The organism is Micromonospora sp. NPDC003197 (genome assembly GCF_053590565.1).
The window spans coordinates 1-17,430 of record NZ_JBSFTE010000042.1 but is presented as its reverse complement, the minus strand read 5'-3'; the positions used below and the strand labels follow the sequence as shown (position 1 = coordinate 17,430).

The 17,430-nt window shown below is 65.8% G+C and carries 17 protein-coding genes and 4 tRNA genes; 18 read left to right on the top strand and 3 right to left on the bottom strand.

What is annotated here, in order from left to right; translation table 11 throughout:
- Positions 1 to 138 precede the first annotated feature (138 nt).
- The 3 genes from htpX (at position 139) to ACWDV4_RS29555 (ending at position 3,813) form a co-directional block, all read left to right on the top strand.
- Positions 139 to 1,017 carry a zinc metalloprotease HtpX gene (htpX, locus tag ACWDV4_RS29565; protein ID WP_449985460.1) on the top strand — a complete coding sequence of 293 codons (879 nt, stop codon included), beginning with the start codon at positions 139 to 141 and terminating at the stop codon, positions 1,015 to 1,017.
- 226 nt (positions 1,018 to 1,243) lie between these two features.
- Positions 1,244 to 2,341, top strand: coding sequence for an AI-2E family transporter (locus ACWDV4_RS29560; protein WP_449985457.1), 1,098 nt, complete (start codon positions 1,244 to 1,246; stop codon positions 2,339 to 2,341).
- 197 nt (positions 2,342 to 2,538) lie between these two features.
- Complete coding sequence (locus ACWDV4_RS29555) at positions 2,539 to 3,813, top strand: MFS transporter (protein WP_449985454.1); 1,275 nt, start codon at positions 2,539 to 2,541, stop codon at positions 3,811 to 3,813.
- An 88-nt stretch (positions 3,814 to 3,901) separates the two neighbouring features.
- Here ACWDV4_RS29555 and ACWDV4_RS29550 read toward each other — a convergent pair whose 3' ends face one another.
- Entirely contained in the window at positions 3,902 to 4,396 is a 495-nt protein-coding gene (locus tag ACWDV4_RS29550; RefSeq protein ID WP_449985451.1) for a YajQ family cyclic di-GMP-binding protein, read from the bottom strand.
- 143 nt (positions 4,397 to 4,539) lie between these two features.
- Here ACWDV4_RS29550 and ACWDV4_RS29545 point away from each other — a divergent pair.
- Positions 4,540 to 4,623: transfer RNA gene (locus ACWDV4_RS29545), tRNA-Tyr, on the top strand.
- A 428-nt stretch (positions 4,624 to 5,051) separates the two neighbouring features.
- Here ACWDV4_RS29545 and ACWDV4_RS29540 read toward each other — a convergent pair.
- Complete coding sequence (locus ACWDV4_RS29540) at positions 5,052 to 6,272, bottom strand: FAD-dependent monooxygenase (protein WP_449985448.1); 1,221 nt, start codon at positions 6,270 to 6,272, stop codon at positions 5,052 to 5,054.
- Between the two features lie 126 nt (positions 6,273 to 6,398).
- Positions 6,399 to 7,970, bottom strand: coding sequence for an MDR family MFS transporter (locus tag ACWDV4_RS29535; RefSeq protein WP_449985446.1), 1,572 nt, complete (start codon positions 7,968 to 7,970; stop codon positions 6,399 to 6,401).
- Between the two features lie 110 nt (positions 7,971 to 8,080).
- On the opposite strand from ACWDV4_RS29535, the gene ACWDV4_RS29530 reads away from it, so the two are divergent.
- The 14 genes from ACWDV4_RS29530 to rplA all read left to right on the top strand — a co-directional run bounded on the left by ACWDV4_RS29530 (position 8,081) and on the right by rplA (position 17,224).
- Positions 8,081 to 8,758, top strand: coding sequence for a TetR/AcrR family transcriptional regulator (locus ACWDV4_RS29530; RefSeq protein WP_449985443.1), 678 nt, complete (start codon positions 8,081 to 8,083; stop codon positions 8,756 to 8,758).
- A gap of 112 nt (positions 8,759 to 8,870) precedes the next feature.
- Positions 8,871 to 9,467: an MBL fold metallo-hydrolase gene (locus tag ACWDV4_RS29525; protein ID WP_449985441.1), complete on the top strand. Its 597-nt coding sequence runs from the start codon at positions 8,871 to 8,873 to the stop codon at positions 9,465 to 9,467.
- Positions 9,468 to 9,982: 515 nt separating this feature from the next.
- Positions 9,983 to 10,168 (top strand): hypothetical protein, encoded by a 186-nt coding sequence (locus ACWDV4_RS29520; protein WP_449985438.1) that lies wholly within the window; start codon positions 9,983 to 9,985, stop codon positions 10,166 to 10,168.
- Between the two features lie 45 nt (positions 10,169 to 10,213).
- Complete coding sequence (locus ACWDV4_RS29515) at positions 10,214 to 12,742, top strand: putative bifunctional diguanylate cyclase/phosphodiesterase (protein WP_449985435.1); 2,529 nt, start codon at positions 10,214 to 10,216, stop codon at positions 12,740 to 12,742.
- Between the two features lie 104 nt (positions 12,743 to 12,846).
- Positions 12,847 to 12,919 (top strand) — tRNA-Thr (locus ACWDV4_RS29510).
- A gap of 27 nt (positions 12,920 to 12,946) precedes the next feature.
- A tRNA-Met gene (locus tag ACWDV4_RS29505) sits at positions 12,947 to 13,020 on the top strand.
- A 130-nt stretch (positions 13,021 to 13,150) separates the two neighbouring features.
- Entirely contained in the window at positions 13,151 to 13,318 is a 168-nt protein-coding gene (rpmG, locus tag ACWDV4_RS29500; RefSeq protein WP_203860687.1) for a 50S ribosomal protein L33, read from the top strand.
- A gap of 125 nt (positions 13,319 to 13,443) precedes the next feature.
- Complete coding sequence (locus tag ACWDV4_RS29495; protein ID WP_449985432.1) at positions 13,444 to 13,890, top strand: MaoC family dehydratase N-terminal domain-containing protein; 447 nt, start codon at positions 13,444 to 13,446, stop codon at positions 13,888 to 13,890.
- Positions 13,891 to 13,892: 2 nt separating this feature from the next.
- On the top strand, positions 13,893 to 14,285 hold the full coding sequence (locus ACWDV4_RS29490; protein ID WP_449985429.1) for a MaoC family dehydratase: 393 nt from the start codon (positions 13,893 to 13,895) through the stop codon (positions 14,283 to 14,285).
- Between the two features lie 184 nt (positions 14,286 to 14,469).
- A tRNA-Trp gene (locus tag ACWDV4_RS29485) sits at positions 14,470 to 14,542 on the top strand.
- Between the two features lie 120 nt (positions 14,543 to 14,662).
- Complete coding sequence (gene secE, locus ACWDV4_RS29480; RefSeq protein WP_449985426.1) at positions 14,663 to 15,058, top strand: preprotein translocase subunit SecE; 396 nt, start codon at positions 14,663 to 14,665, stop codon at positions 15,056 to 15,058.
- A gap of 38 nt (positions 15,059 to 15,096) precedes the next feature.
- Positions 15,097 to 15,816: a transcription termination/antitermination protein NusG gene (gene nusG / locus ACWDV4_RS29475; RefSeq protein ID WP_449985423.1), complete on the top strand. Its 720-nt coding sequence runs from the start codon at positions 15,097 to 15,099 to the stop codon at positions 15,814 to 15,816.
- A 173-nt stretch (positions 15,817 to 15,989) separates the two neighbouring features.
- Positions 15,990 to 16,424, top strand: a complete 435-nt coding sequence (gene rplK, locus ACWDV4_RS29470; protein WP_449985420.1) for a 50S ribosomal protein L11 — start codon at positions 15,990 to 15,992, stop codon at positions 16,422 to 16,424.
- Positions 16,425 to 16,507: 83 nt separating this feature from the next.
- Complete coding sequence (gene rplA / locus ACWDV4_RS29465) at positions 16,508 to 17,224, top strand: 50S ribosomal protein L1 (RefSeq protein ID WP_449985418.1); 717 nt, start codon at positions 16,508 to 16,510, stop codon at positions 17,222 to 17,224.
- Positions 17,225 to 17,430 lie beyond the last annotated feature (206 nt).

Sequence of the window (17,430 nt, the reverse complement as noted above, 5' to 3'; positions counted from 1 at the left end):
GTATAGGAAGGGCCCCCTCCTAACCGGCATGAATCACGCCTTCCCAGGTAACTCTCAGTTACATCTGGACTATGGGTGGGTACCGGGGTGTTGGACCGGTAGGCGGGTCCGCGGACTCGCGCACCGAAGGAGTGATTCGTGCACAGCCACCATAATCGTCTCAAGACCGCCGCACTGCTTGGCCTGCTCACCGCGCTGATCCTCGGCGTCGGCTACTGGCTGGGTGGTAGCAGCGGATTGGTCATCGCCGTGGTCGTGTCGCTGGGAATGAACGCGGCCACCTACTTCTGGTCCGATAAGTTGGCCCTGCGCTCGATGCGGGCGCAACCGGTCAGCGAGGCGGAATTCCCCGCGCTTTACCAGATGGTGCGGGAACTCGCCGCCGAGGCGCAGCAGCCGATGCCTCGCCTCTATGTGAGCCCGACCGCTCAGCCCAACGCGTTCGCTACCGGACGTAACCCGAAGAACGCCGCAGTCTGTGTTACCCAGGGGATCACCCAGATCCTGGACTATCGAGAACTGCGTGGCGTGATCGGCCACGAGCTGTCGCACGTCTACAACCGGGACATCCTGATCTCCAGCGTGGCCGCCGGCCTTGCCGGGATCATCACGATGCTGGCCAACCTGGCGTGGTTCCTCCCGTTAGGCGGCAACGACGAGGACTCGCCGAACCCGGCCGCGCTGTTGATGATGCTGATCCTCGGCCCAGCAGCCGCGTCGATCATCCAGCTCGCGATCAGCCGTAACCGCGAGTATCAGGCGGACGCTTCCGGTGCCGGTCTGACCCGCGACCCGATGGCCCTGGCCAGTGCGTTGCGCAAGATCCACGCCGGTACGCAGCGCATGCCGATGCCGGCAGAGGGGCAGCTCGCCAGCACCGCCCACCTGATGATCGACAACCCGCTGAAGGGGAACGGCATCGCGTCGCTCTTCTCCACCCACCCGCCGATGGAGGAACGGGTCCGGCGGCTGGAGCAGATGGCCATGAACGCCGGCCCGGTGCAGTTCCAGCGCTGACGTCGTACAGCTCGCGGTGCTGACGGCGTACAGCTCCTGCGCTGACGTCGGACGGCTCTGGTGCTGACGGCGTACGACGGAAAGGGGGTCGGGTCCGCTTGATGGCGGACCCGGCACCCTTTTTCGTGTCCGAACTATTCCGGCGTTCAGTTTAAAAGCCGTTAATACGCAGTAATGGTATGAGATGGAGTAGAGGCTGACTGTATCGAGGTGAGGAAGAGGGGGCGTGGTGTCAGAGCCCGCCGAACGAGGTCGAAGCGCATGGCACGCGGTGCCATGGTTGCTGCGGGTAGTCGCCCTCTACAGTCTCTGCCTGGTGGCCGTGGTCACGGCCATGTACCTGCTCAGCCGACTGCTGACGGCAGTGACCGCGCTGTCGGTGGCGGTGGCCGGTGCGCTGCTCCTCACCGCGCTGCTCAACCCGGTGAACCGGCTGCTCCGCCGGATGCGCCTACCCAGAAGCCTGGCCGCCCTGATCACCGTGCTCGTCTTCCTGGGGCTCATCGCCGGAGTGGTGGCATTAGTGGCCAGCCAGGTCGCTACCCAGTTCACCGACCTGGGCTCGACGCTGGCGAGCGGCCTACGGGAGATCCGACAGGTCATCATCGATGGTCCGCTACCGGTGAGCGGCGAGCAGATCGACTCCCTCGCGCAGGCGGTCCGGCAGTACACGACGAGTGCCGACGTCGATCCGGCCGCAGCCGCCCAAAGTACCCTCGCCGCGCTCGGCGGCATCCTGCTCGCCATCTTCCTGCTCTTCTTCCTACTCAAGGACGGGGACAGGATGTGGCAGTGGTTCCTGCGGATCTTCCCCGACCGGCGACGAGACCTCGTCGCGGAGGCGGGACAGGTCGGTTGGGCAACCCTGAGCCGCTACATCGTCGGACAGATGGCCGTCGCGGCGGTCGACGGCATCGGTGTCGGCATCGCCCTGCTGGTGATCGGGGTACCGCTGGTCGGTCCGCTCGCCCTGCTGACCTTCCTCGGCGGCTTCATTCCCATCGTCGGCGCCACGGTCGCCGGTGCTGCGGCCGTACTGGTGGCCCTGGTCGCCAACGGCCCCACCGAGGCGTTGCTCGTACTCATCGCCGTCATCGCGGTGCAACAACTCGAAGGAAACCTGCTGGAACCGTTGATCGTGGGCCGGGCGTTGCGTCTGCATCCGGCCCCGGTGCTGCTGGCAGTCACCGCCGGAACGCTGCTGGCGGGGATCATCGGAGCGGTCATCGCGGTGCCCATCCTGGCGGTCCTGTACCGATCGGGTGCCGTGCTGTTACGACACCGTCGCCTGGCGCAGTCCGCTGAACCGCCCGCCATAGCCTGACGTGCCGCCATAGCCAGGTGTGCCCTCATAGCCTGAGTGCGGCCGTGGTGTGACGTGCCGCCATAGCCTGACGTGTCAGCGTGGTGCCCCGAGGCTGTGAGACGCCGCACCACGGGTGCGAAACCTGTTCGCAGTCCAGTGAGCCGACGTTAGGGTCGGCAGGTCTTCCACCCATTACGTCCCAAGGGGGCGCCTTCGTGGCCGCGCTTCGTCAGTATCTGGGAGTTTGGCGCATTCCCGGTGCGCCCATGCTGCTGATCACCGGCATCCTCGCCCGGCTCGGCATCGGCATGACCCCGCTGGCCCTGCTGCTGGTCGTCGAAAAAGTCACCGGACGATACTCGCTCGCCGCCGTAGCCGGAGGCATCTACGCGCTGGCGGGTGCCGTACTGAGCCCCATCGCCGGGCGGATCGCCGACCGGGTCGGCCCCACGCCCGTACTCCTGGTCACGGCGGTGGCGCACCCGCTCGGGCTGATCGGACTACTGCTCGCCAGCCGGGCCGGAGCGGACAACATCTCGATCATCTACATCGCCTCCGGGGTCGCCGGTGCGACATACCCGCCGCTGACCGCCGCGATCCGAGGCGCCTGGAACGACCTCACCGACCCCAAAACCGGACGGTACGCCCTACGCAACGCCGCGCTGGCCGCCGAGACCTCGCTCTTCGAGGTGGTCTTCGTACTCGGCCCGCTGCTGGTGGCGGCCTTCGTCATCTTCGCCGATGCGGCAGCCGCCCTACTCGGGGCCGCAGTGGTGACCCTGGTCGGCACGATAGCCGTCGCGCTCGGGCAGACGATGCGAGGTTGGCGGCCACACCCGACGCACGATCAGGCCCGGGGACTCGGCCCGCTCCGGGTGGAAGGTTTCAAGGCCCTGCTGCTCTGCGTCGCCGGTCTCGGCATCGCATTCGGGGCAGCCGGGGTGATCGTTCCGGCCTACGCCAAGGCGTACAGCGGGGGTGGCGACTCGGAAAGCCTCGCCGGCATCCTGCTCGCCATCTGGGCAACGGGCAGCGCCGTCGGAGGCTTCTGGTTCGGTACCCGCAAAGCGGCGGCGAACATGGCCCGCCAATTCGCCTGGTTCCTCGGCTCGGTAGCCATCAGCTTCGCGGTCTTCGCCGTGATGCCCCATCCGATTGCGCTCGGCTTCGCCCTCGTCCTCGGTGGCGCGGCCATCGCCCCAGCACTAACCCTGGAGAACATGATGGTCGGGCGGATCGCGCCGGTCAGCATGCTGAACGAGGCGTACACCTGGGTCGTCACCATGGCGGTGGGGGCGAGCGCGGCCGGAGGCTCGGTGGCGGGCCTGATCGTGGACCACGCCGGCGGCGTACCGTGGGCGTTCCTCTTCGCCGGCGCGTCCGTCGCCGTGGCCGCGGTGGTGGCGGGGCTGCCGACCGGTTCGATTGCCCGCGCCGAGAAAAACGCAGCCGTACGGATGGAGCAGGCGCTCGCCACCGAGGCGGCGTAGGGCTTAGGTTTCGCTGTCCGCCCCGCCCCGGGAAGAGTGGCTGCCGCTCGGTGTGCAGTCACCCTTCCCGGGGCGGGCGGAAGCGCTGTTAGCGGTAGTTGGTGAACTGTAGGGCGACCCCGAAGTCGGCGGCCTTGAGTAGGGAGATGACCGCCTGGAGGTCGTCCTTCTTCTTGCCCGTGACGCGAAGCTGGTCACCCTGGATCTGGGCCTGTACGCCCTTGGGACCCTCATCGCGGATCTTCTTGCTGATCGCCTTGGCCTTCTCTGAGTCGATGCCCTGGATGACCTTGCAGTCGATCTTGTAGCCCTTACCGGACGGGCGCGGGTCACCGGACTCCAGCGACTTTAGCGAGATGTTCCGCTTGACCACCTTCTCCTTGAAGACCTCCAAAGCGGCCTTGACCCGATCCTCCGTCTCGGCCTGGAGGCTGATCGCTTCCTCGCCCGACCAGGAGATCTGGGCCCCAGTGCCCCGGAAGTCGAAGCGCGTGGAGAGCTCCTTCTCCGTCTGACGGAGGGCGTTGTCGACCTCCTGCCGGTCGACCTTGCTGACGATGTCGAACGACGGGTTGGCTGCCATGATCATGCTCCTGCTGTGCGGCGATATGAAGATGTTCCGGCCCGCCGGGCGGCGGTACGTCCTGCCGACCGTACCCGCTTGCGCAGGTGCCGGGTGCAACCGCTATTCTTGCTTCCGCTGCCGCACATGCGGTGGCAAGCCCTGGCGGGTTGCCCGAGCGGCCAATGGGAGCGGACTGTAAATCCGTCGCGAAAGCTACAGAGGTTCGAATCCTCTACCCGCCACCAGGTGCAAAAACGGCCCTGTGACCAGCAGAAACGCTGAGCACAGGGCCGTTTCGTTGATCTAGCCGAGTCCAGCCAGATCCAGCGTTCCATGGCCCTCCACGGGAACATGGCGGGAACGCTTGATTGCTATGACACCCGCAATCTGGGCACCTGGCTCGGGATCTTGTCAGCGTATGACCGGCGTCTCAGCTCTTGAAGGTCGCGCAGAGACGATCAAGGGCCGACGATCGGAACTTCGTCAGCCCGGTACGCCTTTTCGCCGCAGGACGCTTACGGCTCGAACATAGGTGAGGTGGGGGTGGCCTGACCGTCGGTGGCGAGTCATCGGCCGGACTTGCCACCTCGCACCGCGCAGGGGAGCCAGATCCGGACACATGAAATCTGCGCGGTGCGGAGCGGCACCAGTCGATATGGCAGTACCGGGGCGGCTAGGGGAGGGCGGCGACGTCGATGTTCTTGGCCTGCATGTTCTTGTTGCCCGTCGTTATCTTGCCCATGGTCTTGCGGAGGGTCGGCGAGCTCATCAGGCGCATCATCCCGGCGCGGAGGAGCTGTTCCATACGGTTGCGCGGGGTGAAGATGCGGCGGTCGACCAGCGCGATGCTCTGATGGGTCTGGATGAAGGGTCTCATCTGCTTCTCCCATGCTTGCAGCGCGCCGGGTATGTCGTCGGGGTGACGTTGCAGCATGGTGCCGAGCAGCTCGCTTCCGGCGATGCCGCTGGAGGCGCCCATTCCGGAGTAGAGGGTCAGGCACCAGGCGGCGTCGCCGATCAGGACCACCCTGCCCCGGTGCCAGCTTGGCATCCGTACCTGTTGGACCGAGTCGAACAGGGCGTGCGGGGCCTGTTCGTAGCGGGTGAACAAATCCTCCAGGAGGGGTCCGGCCGGCGCAGGCCCGAAGGCCGCACGAATCGACTCGATCGGTGGCCGGGCGAACTCCGCGTCGATGTTCTTGGTGCGGTAGGAGAACAGCAGGCTGGGGGCGTGATTGGCGAAGGGGAAGGCCCATGCCGAGCGGCCGGGCTCGGCCAGCACCACGCCTTCGGATTCGCCGAAGCCTTCGACGGGCTGGTCCAGGATGGTGGCGCCGACCATGTAGTTCAGCGGATGTAGGAACTGCCCGGGGCCGAAGACGAGCTCGCGTACGGTCGAACGTATGCCGTCGGCACCGACTACCAGGTCGAACCGCTCGGTGACGGTGGTGTCCGCAGCAGCGTCATGCAGCGTCACCTCGGCTCCCGACTCGTCCTGAACGATGTGGGTGGGGACGGTGGAGTAGCGGATTTCCACGTCCGGCGACAGCGCCGAGAACAACCCCTGCTCCACGTCACCACGCAGCAGTGGGCGAGGTCCGCCGGGAAGGGCAGCCGGGCTCACCCCGGGACGACGACGTCCGGCCCGATCCACCTCGTAGGTGGTGACGTCGGGGCCGCTGCGGTCACCGATCGCGTCCAGCACGCCCAGCCGTCGGGCAGAGGCGGCGCCGGTGCCGAAGAGCATGATGAAGTATCCGCCGGAGCGGCGGGTGGGCGACCGTTCCACGAGCACGGGTTCCCAGCCGATCCGGCGTAGCCGTACTGCGGTGGCGATGCCCGTGATCCCGAGGCCGACGACCAGAGCGCGGCCACCCGTTTGAGTGTTTGTCATGCGAGTTCCCGTCTTTTTCCAACGGCCGGCGACTGGCTGCCGGCCAGTCGGCGGCCAGTCGCCACTGATGTGTGAGCTCCTGGAACGGCGATCGAGCGCCGTACGATCTGACTTTTTCGGCGATGGTCAGGCCGGCGGTGCCGAGACGGTCGTCGGCTCATCGTCGTTGCGATCGGCCAACGGCTTTTCCTTCAGGATGAGGGCGAGTACGAGCCCGACGACCAGCACGGGGATGGAGAAGCCGAAGACCGGGAGAAGGGCATCGGCGTACGCGCTGATCACCGCGTTGCGCAGGTCGTCGGGCAGTGCCCGGACCAGAGCCGGGGTGAGCGAGTGACTGTCGCTGACGTCACCGGCACCATTGATACCGGTGGGCAGCACGGTGGCAAGACGGTCGGTGAGCCGATTGGCGAAGGCGGCGCCGACGATGGCGGTGCCGAGGGTGGCGCCGATCTCGCGGAAGAAGTTGTTGGCCGATGTGACGGTGCCGACTTCGCGGGTGGGAAAGGCGTTCTGTACGGCCAGGACCAGGTTTTGCATCAGCAGGCCGACGCCCATGCCAGCCACGAAGAGGTACGCGCAGACGACCCACAGCGCGGTGTCGACTGTGACCTGCGACAGCAGGGCCGCGAAGAGGATCAGTAGGACAGTGCCGACGATGGGGTAGATCTTGTAGCGGCCGGTGCGGCTGAGCAGAGCCCCGGAGGACAGGGCAGTGGTCATGATGCCGGCCACCATGGGCAGCATCAGCAGCCCGGACTCGGTGGCCGAGACACCGTAGACCATCTGTAGATAGGTGGGCAGGTAGCCGATGATGGCGAACATTGCCACGCCGACCACGAGCAGACCGAGCAGGGTCGCCACCACGAAGATCGGATTACGGAATAGGTGCAGCGGGATGATGGGTTCTGCCGCGTAGCGCTGCGAGACCAGGAATGCCACCCAGCCAGCGATTGCTCCGGCACCGAGCCCGAGGATGATCGGGTCGGACCAGGCGTACTCGGTGCCGCCCCAGGTAGCAAAGAGCACCGTGCAGGTGACGGCTACGGCCATCAGCATCGTGCCGAGGTAGTCGAGTCGTGCCTGAGTGTCGCGCTTCGGTAGGCGCAGCGCGAACAGGGCGATGGCGATCGCCAGGGCGCCGAGCGGCACGTTGATCCAGAACGCCCAACGCCAGGAGTGCTCGTCGGTGAACCAGCCACCAAGCAGCGGGCCGGCGACCGAGGCGATGCCGAACACGGCGCCCATCGGGGCGAGGAACTTGGCGCGTTCGCGGGGTGGCACCAGATCGGCGACGATTGCCTGCGAGAGGATCATCAGCCCGCCGCCGCCCAGGCCCTGTAGGGCACGGCCGGCGATGAGGGCAGCCATGCCATCGGCAAGGGCGGCGACTACGGAGCCGGCGACGAAGAAGCCGATAGCGGCGATGAAGACGATCTTGTGACCGATCAGGTCGCCGAGTTTGCCGTACACGGGCATGCCGATGGTCGCGGCGAGGATGTATGCGGTAGTCACCCAGGCCATGTGTTCCAGGCCATGTAGTTCGCCAACGATCGTCGGCAGGGCGGTGCTGAAGATCGTCTGGTCCAGTGCGCCGAGCAGCATCGCCACCAGTAGGGCGGCATATACGAGGCCGAAGTGGCGAGCACGGTTCGGGCTGGACTCGACGGGAACCGCCGTGGCGGATGCCTGGGGCATGAGGTCTCCCGAGGTTGCGGGCAGCGTCAAGGACAGTAACGGAGAGAAGGTCTCCGGTTATCAGCGTAACATCAAGCGGAGAAGGCTCCTCCGCTTGTTAGGATGTGCCCATGACTCAAGGCCCGAAGTCGGTCGCCGGACGCCCGGCCCGGCCACTGCGCTCGGACGCTGCGCGCAACCGCGAGCTGCTGCTAAAAGCAGCGCGGGAGATCTTCGCCAGGCGGGGCCTTGACGTCACCCTCGACGAGATCGCCCGGCATGCTGGGGTCGGCGTCGGCACCATGTACCGCCGCTTCCCAAACAAGGAAGCTTTGGTCGAGGCACTGTTCGAAGACCAGCTCGACCGGATGGTCAACCTCGCGACCGAGGCGATCGACCAGGTCGACACCTGGGAGGGGTTTGTCGCCATGTTCCAGGCGCTAACCGCCCAAATGGCCGCAGATCGCGGCCTGCGGGAAGTTTTGCTGCACAACACCTACGGCCACGACCGTCTTGGTCGCGTCCGGGAACGCTTCGTCCCGGCCATGGATGCCATCGTGCGATGTGCTCAGGAAGCCGGAGTGCTACGCCCCGACATGGCTCCTACCGACCTGCCGATGATCGAGGCGATGCTCGGCGGCGTGGAGATCTTTGCCCAACGGGTACGCCCCGACCTCTACCAGCGTTACCTCGCGCTCATCCTGGACGGCCTGCGGGCCCGACCCGGCCTCAGCCCGTTGCCGGCTCCAGCGTTGAGCATCGCCGAGTTCGACGCGCTGACCGATGCGCCGCCACCCACCTGGCCGTGACGTCACGGTCCACCGTCACTGCTGAATCTTGGTGACCAAGTCCGGGACATCTGCGTGCTCGCTCTGAACCGGGCAGCGGCGGGGCGGTCTGGGCGGCGTACGTTTTCATGTTATGCGGATCACCAAATACACCCACGCATGCGTACGGCTTGAGCAGGACGGCCGGGTGCTCGTCATCGATCCCGGAATCTGGAGCGAGCCAGCGGCCCTGGCCAACGCGGATGCGGTGCTGGTGACTCACGAGCATGCCGACCACATCGATGTTCTCCGCCTGGCCGGGCTCGGCGTGCCCGTCTACGCGCCCATTGAAGCGGAAATTCAACGCATAGAGACTATCGGGGTCTCCGCTGGGCAGGAGTTCACCGCTGCCGGATTCCGGGTTGGGGCGGTTGGCGGACGTCACGCGCCGATCTATGGTGGCCAGCCAGATTGTGCGAACCTCGGTTATATCGTGGATGAGGCGATCTACCACCCCGGTGACGCGCTGTACGTGCCCGAGCAGCCGATCGAAACGCTGCTGATACCAGCCCAAGGGTCGTGGCTGAAGGTGGCCGAGGCGATCAACTTCGTCAAGGCGATCAAACCGCGCCGGGCGTTCGCGATACACGACGCGCAGATCAACGATCGGGGCCTGGCCAGTGTCAACGGCTGGCTCACCGAGGAAACCAGTGGCGGGTACCAGTATCTCCTGCCAGGCGATTCGATCTAAGACATCAGCCGGGGAAGCCGCTGGCTGTTGTATCAGTCAGCCTGAGTGTGGCCGGGTCGCACCGGGTCAGGAACTGCATGGGCCGGCACATCGACCTTGGGTGGAATGTCGGGCTGACTGTCTAAGCTTCACTGGAAGCCAGGCAGGTGTCGCGTTACGTGGGTATCGCGCTCGTCAACGACGTGAAGGCCTCTCAGAAACGTCGCAAATATAGAGGTAAGTACCGATTGAGAGATTGGGTGGATAGTGGGGGATTGGACCGTAAACAGTGGACAGTGGATTTCGTGACGATTAGGGTAGATTGCTACAATCGTCTGATTGTGCGGTCTGGGTAGTTAGTTGGAGATCTGTCAGCGTCCATAGTTGCTTACAGCGTCGGAAGTCGACGCAATTCCAGCGATTGAACCTGGCTGGTGAGCGGCGTCCGATGCCTGCTGTCGCTTTGCTGCCTCCGTCGACTGTGGCACCATCATGGAACCTCTACCACCTCTTCGCCAACTGGACGGGAGCAGCAGATGCCTGCATGGAGGCTGAGTCGACGCTTCGGCTCTGTCATGGCGCTCGTGGCGCTCGTGGGCGGCCTCTTCGCCGTCAGCTACGGGGCCAGCGGCGCCGGCCTGGGGACTGGCCACCAACTCGCAGTAGCCAGCGGTGCAGACTCCGGCGGAAATCTGACCACCGACGGATTCGACTGGCAGTAGGATCCGCGCCTTTGACGGGACGGACGGCCAACCCATAGGAGTGGAATGGCCAGGCGTCAGCCACCACGAAGACCTTCCGAAGCATCCTGGTTGATAACTGGTCCGCTGGCGATGCTGGCGGTGGTCTGGTCGGTGGTTCTCGCCCTGGTCGACAGCAACGTAGACCCCTTCAACCCATGGGTGGCCGTCCTTTTCCTAGGACTCTTGGTCCTAGTGGAGATTCCTGTCCTGTACGTCACCATCCGGCGGCAGGGATTCACGATTACGATCAACGAAATTCCGTTGATTCTCGCGATGTTCTACCTGCCCCCGTTGACCGTCGTGCTGATCTGCACCGTCAGCACCCTGATCACACAGCTGCGCCGTCGCGCGCCTGCCGACAAGCTGTGGTTCAACGTCGCCAAGACGGCTGCGGCGACCTCGCTGGCCTGTCTCGTCCTGGCCGCGATGCCAACGATCGAGGACGTGGGACCGGGCACCTGGGCCACCCTGCTGATCGCTGTCTGCATCAACATTCTGGTCACCCTGGCCGCCGTCGCCGGAGTCATCACGCTCATGCAGGGGCCGCAGGCGGGCGGTGAGGTGATCCGCAGCGCCGGGTCTGGCCTGCTCATCGGCGCGGCGACCGCGTCGCTGGGCCTGGTGATCCTCATCTGTTTCGAGGCGATCCCGTGGTCAGCGTTCCTGCTGGCCGCTCTCGCTGGCGTACTGTTGTTGATCTACCGGTCGTACGCCCGCTTCTTCCGGCAGCATCACACGCTGTCCGATATGTACGAACTGACCCGGGCAATGAGCGAGGGCGGCCACAACGGTACCTTGGCCGACTCGTTGCTGGGTCGGGTACGTGCCCTCATGCAGGCCGAATACGCCACTCTCTGGTTGCCCGCCCAAGGCCGGCATCCGGAGGTGCTGCTCACCGCCCGAGTCGACGATCCTGGGCTGCTCGACTTCTCCCGGACTCCGGCGAGAGCCCGGGAAAAGGCCCGCGAGGAACGACGAACCATTGCGGTGGGCAGGTTCCTCGACGGTGACGAGGAACTACTGGTCGCGCTGCGAAAGAGCGACGTGAAGGACGTCATCGTTGCGCCCCTGCGGTCCGGCCAGGCGGTGATCGGTTCACTTGAGGTAGTTAACCGGCTCGGTGATTTTGGCCACTTCAAGCAGAGCGACGTGCCGATCGTCGAGACAATCGCCGCGCACGCGGCGGTCGCATTGGAGAACTCTCGCCTCGTCGATCGGCTGCGCTACGACGCGTACCACGATGGACTGACGAATCTCCCCAACCGGCGCCGGATCAGCTCCGCGTTGGAGGAGGCGGTCCGGGTACGCGCACCCGGTGAGGCGGTGGCCGTCCTACTCTTCGACGTCGACGCGCTCCGCGAGGTCAACGAGTCGCTGGGGCACGCGGCCGGTGACAAGGTGCTCGCCGAGGTAGCCAGCCGGCTTCGCGCCCGCGCCCCGTCCGCCGCGTTGGTGGGCCGGGTGGGCAGTGACGAGTTCGTGGTGACCCTGCGGGTGGAGAGCGTCGACGTCGCGATGACGCTTGCCAGCGAGCTGCGGGAACAGATCCGCGACCAAATGGTCTTCGACGCCCTGACGCTCGACGTCGACACGGCGGTGGGTGTCGCCGTACACCCGGACCACGGGAGTGACCCGGCGATCCTGCTCCAGCGGGTCGACCTGGCCGCCACCGCGGCCAAGTCCACCCCGGGCAGCATCCAACTGTTCAACCCGGCCCTGGAATCACGGTCGATGCGCCGGCTCGGTCTGGCCGGTGACCTGACCCAGGCACTGGACCGAAACGAGTTGGAGGTCTACTTCCAGCCCAAGGTCACTCTCGGCGACCGGCGGCTGGTCGGGGTGGAATGCCTGGCCCGCTGGGAGCACCCGGCGCATGGCGCGGTCGCCCCGGAGGACTTCGTCGCGGTCGCTGAGCACACCGGCCAGCTTGGCCGGTTGACCGAGGCGGTACTCCGCGAAGGGCTGCGACGCAGCCGGGACTGGATGGTCGCCGACCAGCCGCTGGCGGTGGCGGTCAACCTCTCCGCCCGGACCCTCACCGACCAGCACTTCCCGAACCGGGTACGGGAGCTACTGGAGGAGTACGACGTTCCGCCCGACCGGCTCACCTTCGAGATCACCGAGACCGGGGTGCTCGACGGGACCAATCGGCCGATGCCGACCCTGCGTCGGTTGCGGGACATCGGCGTACGCCTGTCCGTGGACGACTTCGGCACCGGCCACTCGTCCCTCTCCCACCTGCGCCGATTGCCGGTGCACGAGATCAAGGTCGACCGTTCCTTCGTGCAGGGGATGGCGACCGATCCGGGGGATCTGGCCATCGTCAACGCGGTGGTTACGTTGGCTCAGCAGTTCGGGCTGACCGTGGTGGCCGAGGGCGTGGAGAGCGAGCTGACGCTCGAACTGCTCCAGGACATCGGGTGCCAGATCGGGCAGGGCTTCCTGTTCAGCCGTCCGCTGTCGTACGAGCGGTTGGAGACCTGGCTCGGCGCCCAACTGGAGCCGGAGTCGCTGCTGAACGGCGACGTACGACGGCTGCGTGCGGTGCCCTGACCGGAGGCGAAGTCCCTGTTCAGGGGGCAGCGCGAGATCCGATTTCACCTCTGGCGGGACGCCGTGTACTCTTACCACTGCGCGACCTCAGGGAGATCGCGCAAGCCCCCTTAGCTCAGTCGGCAGAGCGTCTCCATGGTAAGGAGAAGGTCTACGGTTCGATTCCGTAAGGGGGCTCTGCGGGTTCAGCTGGACCCCACCTGCGGCGGTGTAGCTCAGCTTGGTAGAGCAAACGGCTCATAATCGTTGTGTCGCCGGTTCAAGTCCGGCCACCGCTACTCTCGACCGCCGGGTAAAACCCGGGGATGGAGTGACGGGCGTCGCGAGGCGCCCACTTTGCGTGTCCGCGTGGTTAGCGTCTACGCTGATGCGTTGTAGCTGATCCGTTAGCGAGGAAGGCCCTCCGCCGTGGCCAAGGCGACCGATGTCCGTCCAAAGATCACTTTGGCGTGTGTGGAGTGCAAGGAGCGCAACTACATCACGCGTAAGAACCGCCGGAATGACCCGGACCGTATCGAGATGAAGAAGTTCTGCCCTCGGGACGGCAAGCACACCCTGCACCGCGAGACCCGCTGATCTCAGCTGGTGCCGCCGGCCATCCACGCCGGCGCAGGGTTCCAAACTGCGAAGATCGCCGATTCGGTACGGACACCATGTCCACCACCGGATCGGCGATCTTGCGTTGCGTGTAGGTTCGCGGCATGCCCTTGGACCCGTCCTTCATCGGCCGGAGCTATCCGCCGACCGCCCCCTATCAGGTGGGGCGGGAAAAGATCCGCGAGTTCGCCACCGCGATCGGTGCCGCCGACCCCGCGTACCACGATCCAGCGGCCGCCCAGGCGCTGGGCCACCCGGACGTGGTAGCCCCGCCGACGTTCCCGGTCGTGCTCACCATGGCCGCCAGTCAGCAGATCATCGACGATCCGGCGCTCGGCTTGGACTACAGCCGCGTGGTGCATGGTGACCAGCGGTTCACCTACACCCGTCCGGTGGTCGCCGGTGACGAGCTGGTGTGCGTCAACACGGTGGAGGACATCGTCTCCCGGGGGGGCCACGACTTCCTGACCATCCGGACCGAGGTCACGAGGACCGGCGGCGAGCAAGTGGTTACGGTCCGGTCAAAGCTCGTCGTACGTGGAGAGGACTGAGCATGGATCTTCCGGTCAAGACGTTCTGGGTGACCCGAGCCGATCTGATCCGCTACGCGGGCGCGTCAGGAGACTTCAACCCGATCCACTGGAGTGATCGGACCGCGACCAAGGTCGGCCTACCCGGAGTGATCGCACACGGCATGTTCACCATGGCGCTGGTCGGCCGAGCGGTGACGGAGTGGGCTGGTGCGCCCGACGCCGTATTCGACTACGGCGTCCGGTTCACCCGGCCGGTCGTGGTGCCCGACGATGATGAGGGCACCGAGATCGAGGTACGGGCGACGGTCCGGGCCGGGGCCGAGGAGGGCTTCACCCAGCTCGACCTCACCGCAACCTGTGGGGGCGAGAAGGTGCTGGCACAGGCTCGCGCGACGATCCGGAAACCCGTGTGAGGAACGGGCCCGACCGGGTCCGGTGACCGGTGTGACGGGTAGGGCCGGAGCACGTCGGAGGTTGTCATGGACGTGCGGTGGTCGTACCGGTTGGGAAAGTGGTGCCTCTACCCGTACACTGGTCCGCCGTGGGGCAAGTGACCCCTGCTCACGCTCGCGTGGTGCAGTGGTTGGTGCTTCGCATAGGGGTGTAGCTCAATTGGCAGAGCAGCGGTCTCCAAAACCGCAGGCTGCAGGTTCAAGTCCTGTCACCCCTGCGCCTTAGGCCTGACCGGTCCCGAGGGTCGGAGTTCGGCCGGCCCGTTCCGGGATGGTGAGACCAGCGCAGCGCGCGTGTCCACCGATGCGTGCATCAACCACCGGCGACGGAGGGCGAAGTGGCCGAGAGCAACCGCCGCGGCGAGGACGCCGCGGACGACCGTCTTGACGACGAGGCGATCGACGACGCCATCGACGACGACGCCATCGAGGATGACGACGCCAAGGAGCCGGTCTCGCGCGGCGGCACCGCCACCCGGTCCCGCACCAAGGCGGCCGATTCAACCGACAGTCGACCCAAGGCCAAGGCGGAGACCGGCCGAGTCGGAATCTTCGGTCGGATGGGGCGGTTCTTCCGCGAGATCGTGGGCGAGCTGCGTAAAGTCATCTGGCCGACCCGCAAGGAGTTGCTGACCTACACCGCCGTGGTGGTCACCTTCGTCGCCGTGATGCTGGCGATCGTGGCTGGACTGGACTTCGCATTCGCGAAGGGCGTGTTGTGGGTCTTCGGCTGACGAGCTGACCCAGCTGATAGTGACGGAAGTGAGCGAGCGTGCCTGAGTACGACGAGACCGCCGAACACGCGGACGAGCAGTCCGCAGTGGCGACGGCGGCCGGTGACGAGTCGGTCGAGGCCGCCAGCGAACCGGATGCCGCAACGGCTGAGCCGGACGAGGCCTTCGATCCGGTTGCCGAACTGCGCCAGAAGCTGCGCTACGCGCCGGGTGACTGGTTCGTGGTGCACTCGTACGCCGGTTACGAGAACAAGGTGAAGACCAACCTTGAGACTCGGATCACCAGCCTCGACATGGAAGAGTTCATCTACCAGGTCGAGGTACCGACCCGGGAAGAGGTCGAGGTCAAGAACGGCAAGCGCTCGCAGGTGCAGGCAAAGGTCTTCCCGGGCTACATCCTGGTCCGGATGGAACTGACGCCGGAGTCCTACTCCTGTGTGCGGAACACGCCGGGGGTTACCGGTTTCGTCGGTGCCACCGACCGCGCGGACCGTCCGGCACCGTTGTCACTCGACGAGGTGCTCAAGTGGCTGGCCCCGGCGGTGGAGACCGGCGAGCAGAAGAAGGCGAAGCCGGAGATCAAGGTTCTCGACTTCGAGGTCGGCGACTCGGTCACGGTCACCGATGGTGCCTTTGCTTCGCTGCCCGCCACGATCAGCGAGATCAACGCCGACCAGCAGAAGCTGAAGGTGCTGGTGTCGATCTTCGGTCGGGAGACGCCGGTCGAGCTCAACTTCAACCAGGTTGCCCGGATCTGACCGTCGGAGCGTTGGCCGGATCTGACCACCGGATGCGCTGAGCGGAGACCTCGGCGCATCCGTCGAGGGTGACCTGCGCTAGCCTAGAACGTCGCCCGACGAGTCGCGCTTGACCGTGCGCGTCCCGCGAGCGAGCCAGGTGCTCATTCACCAGTTCAAGCCCAGGAAGTGACATGCCTCCCAAGAAGAAGAAGCTCGTCAAGACGTTCACGCTTCAGTTGCCGGCCGGTCAGGCCACTCCGGCACCGCCGGTCGGTCCCGCGCTCGGTCAGCACGGCGTGAACATCATGGAGTTCTGCAAGTCGTACAACTCGCAGACCGAGTCGCAGCGCGGTGACATCGTCCCCGCTGAGATCAGCGTGTACGAGGACCGGACCTTCACCTTCGTGCTGAAGACCCCGCCGGCCGCTCGGCTGCTGATCAAGGCAGCGGGTGTGCCGAAGGGCTCCGGAGTCCCGCACACCACCAAGGTCGGCTCGGTCACTCGTGCCCAGCTGCGCGAGATCGCCGAGAAGAAGATGGCTGACCTCAACGCCAACGACGTGGAGCAGGCCGAAAAGATCATCGCCGGCACCGCCCGGTCGATGGGCATCACGGTCAAGGAATAACGTTCCCCGAGCAGTTCGCAAGATCAAACCGTGGGAGGGTGCGCCTCCGGGCGGCCCGCCAGGAACCACAGGAGTAGCCAGACATGCAGCGCGGCAAGAACTACCGCAAGGCCGTCGAGGTCATCGACCGGTCCAAGCTCTACACCCCCACCGAGGCGGTCAAGCTCGCCAAGCAGACCACCACCGTCAAGTTCGACGCCACGGTCGAGGTCGCGATGCGCCTCGGCGTCGACCCGCGTAAGGCGGACCAGATGGTCCGCGGCACGGTCAACCTGCCGCACGGCACCGGTAAGACCGCCCGCGTGATCGTCTTCGCGGCTGGCGCGAAGGCCGAGGAGGCCACCGCCGCCGGTGCGGACGCCGTCGGTACCGACGAGTTGGTCGCCCGTATTCAGGAGGGCTGGCTTGACTTCGACGCGGCGATCGCCACGCCCGACCAGATGGCCAAGATCGGCCGGATCGCGCGGATCCTGGGCCCGCGCGGTCTCATGCCGAACCCGAAGACCGGCACGGTGACCATGGACGTCACCAAGGCGGTCTCCGACATCAAGGGCGGAAAGATCACCTTCCGGGTGGACAAGCACTCCAACCTGCACCTGATCATCGGCAAGGCTTCGTTCTCCGAGGCCCAGTTGGTCGACAACTACGCCGCGGTGCTGGAAGAGGTGCTGCGGGTCAAGCCGTCGGCGGCCAAGGGCAAGTACCTCAAGAAGGTCACCCTCACCACGACGATGGGCCCGGGTGTTCCGGTCGACCCCAACCTGGTGAAGAACCTGCAGGAGGGCCAGGCCGAGGCCTGAGCGACCACCTGATCCGGTTTCCGGGGCATCTCGCCGAGAAGGCGGGGTGCCCCGAACCGTTCCACCTGTCGACGCGGGCGCCATCGGGTCGGCTTGTCGTACGACCGGGTCGGGCTAAGGCGTGTTTCATAAGCTGGTCAGAGCCACTCGGTGATGATGGTGATGGTCAGGACGGCTTGGAAGCGGACCGCCAGCTTGTCGTATCG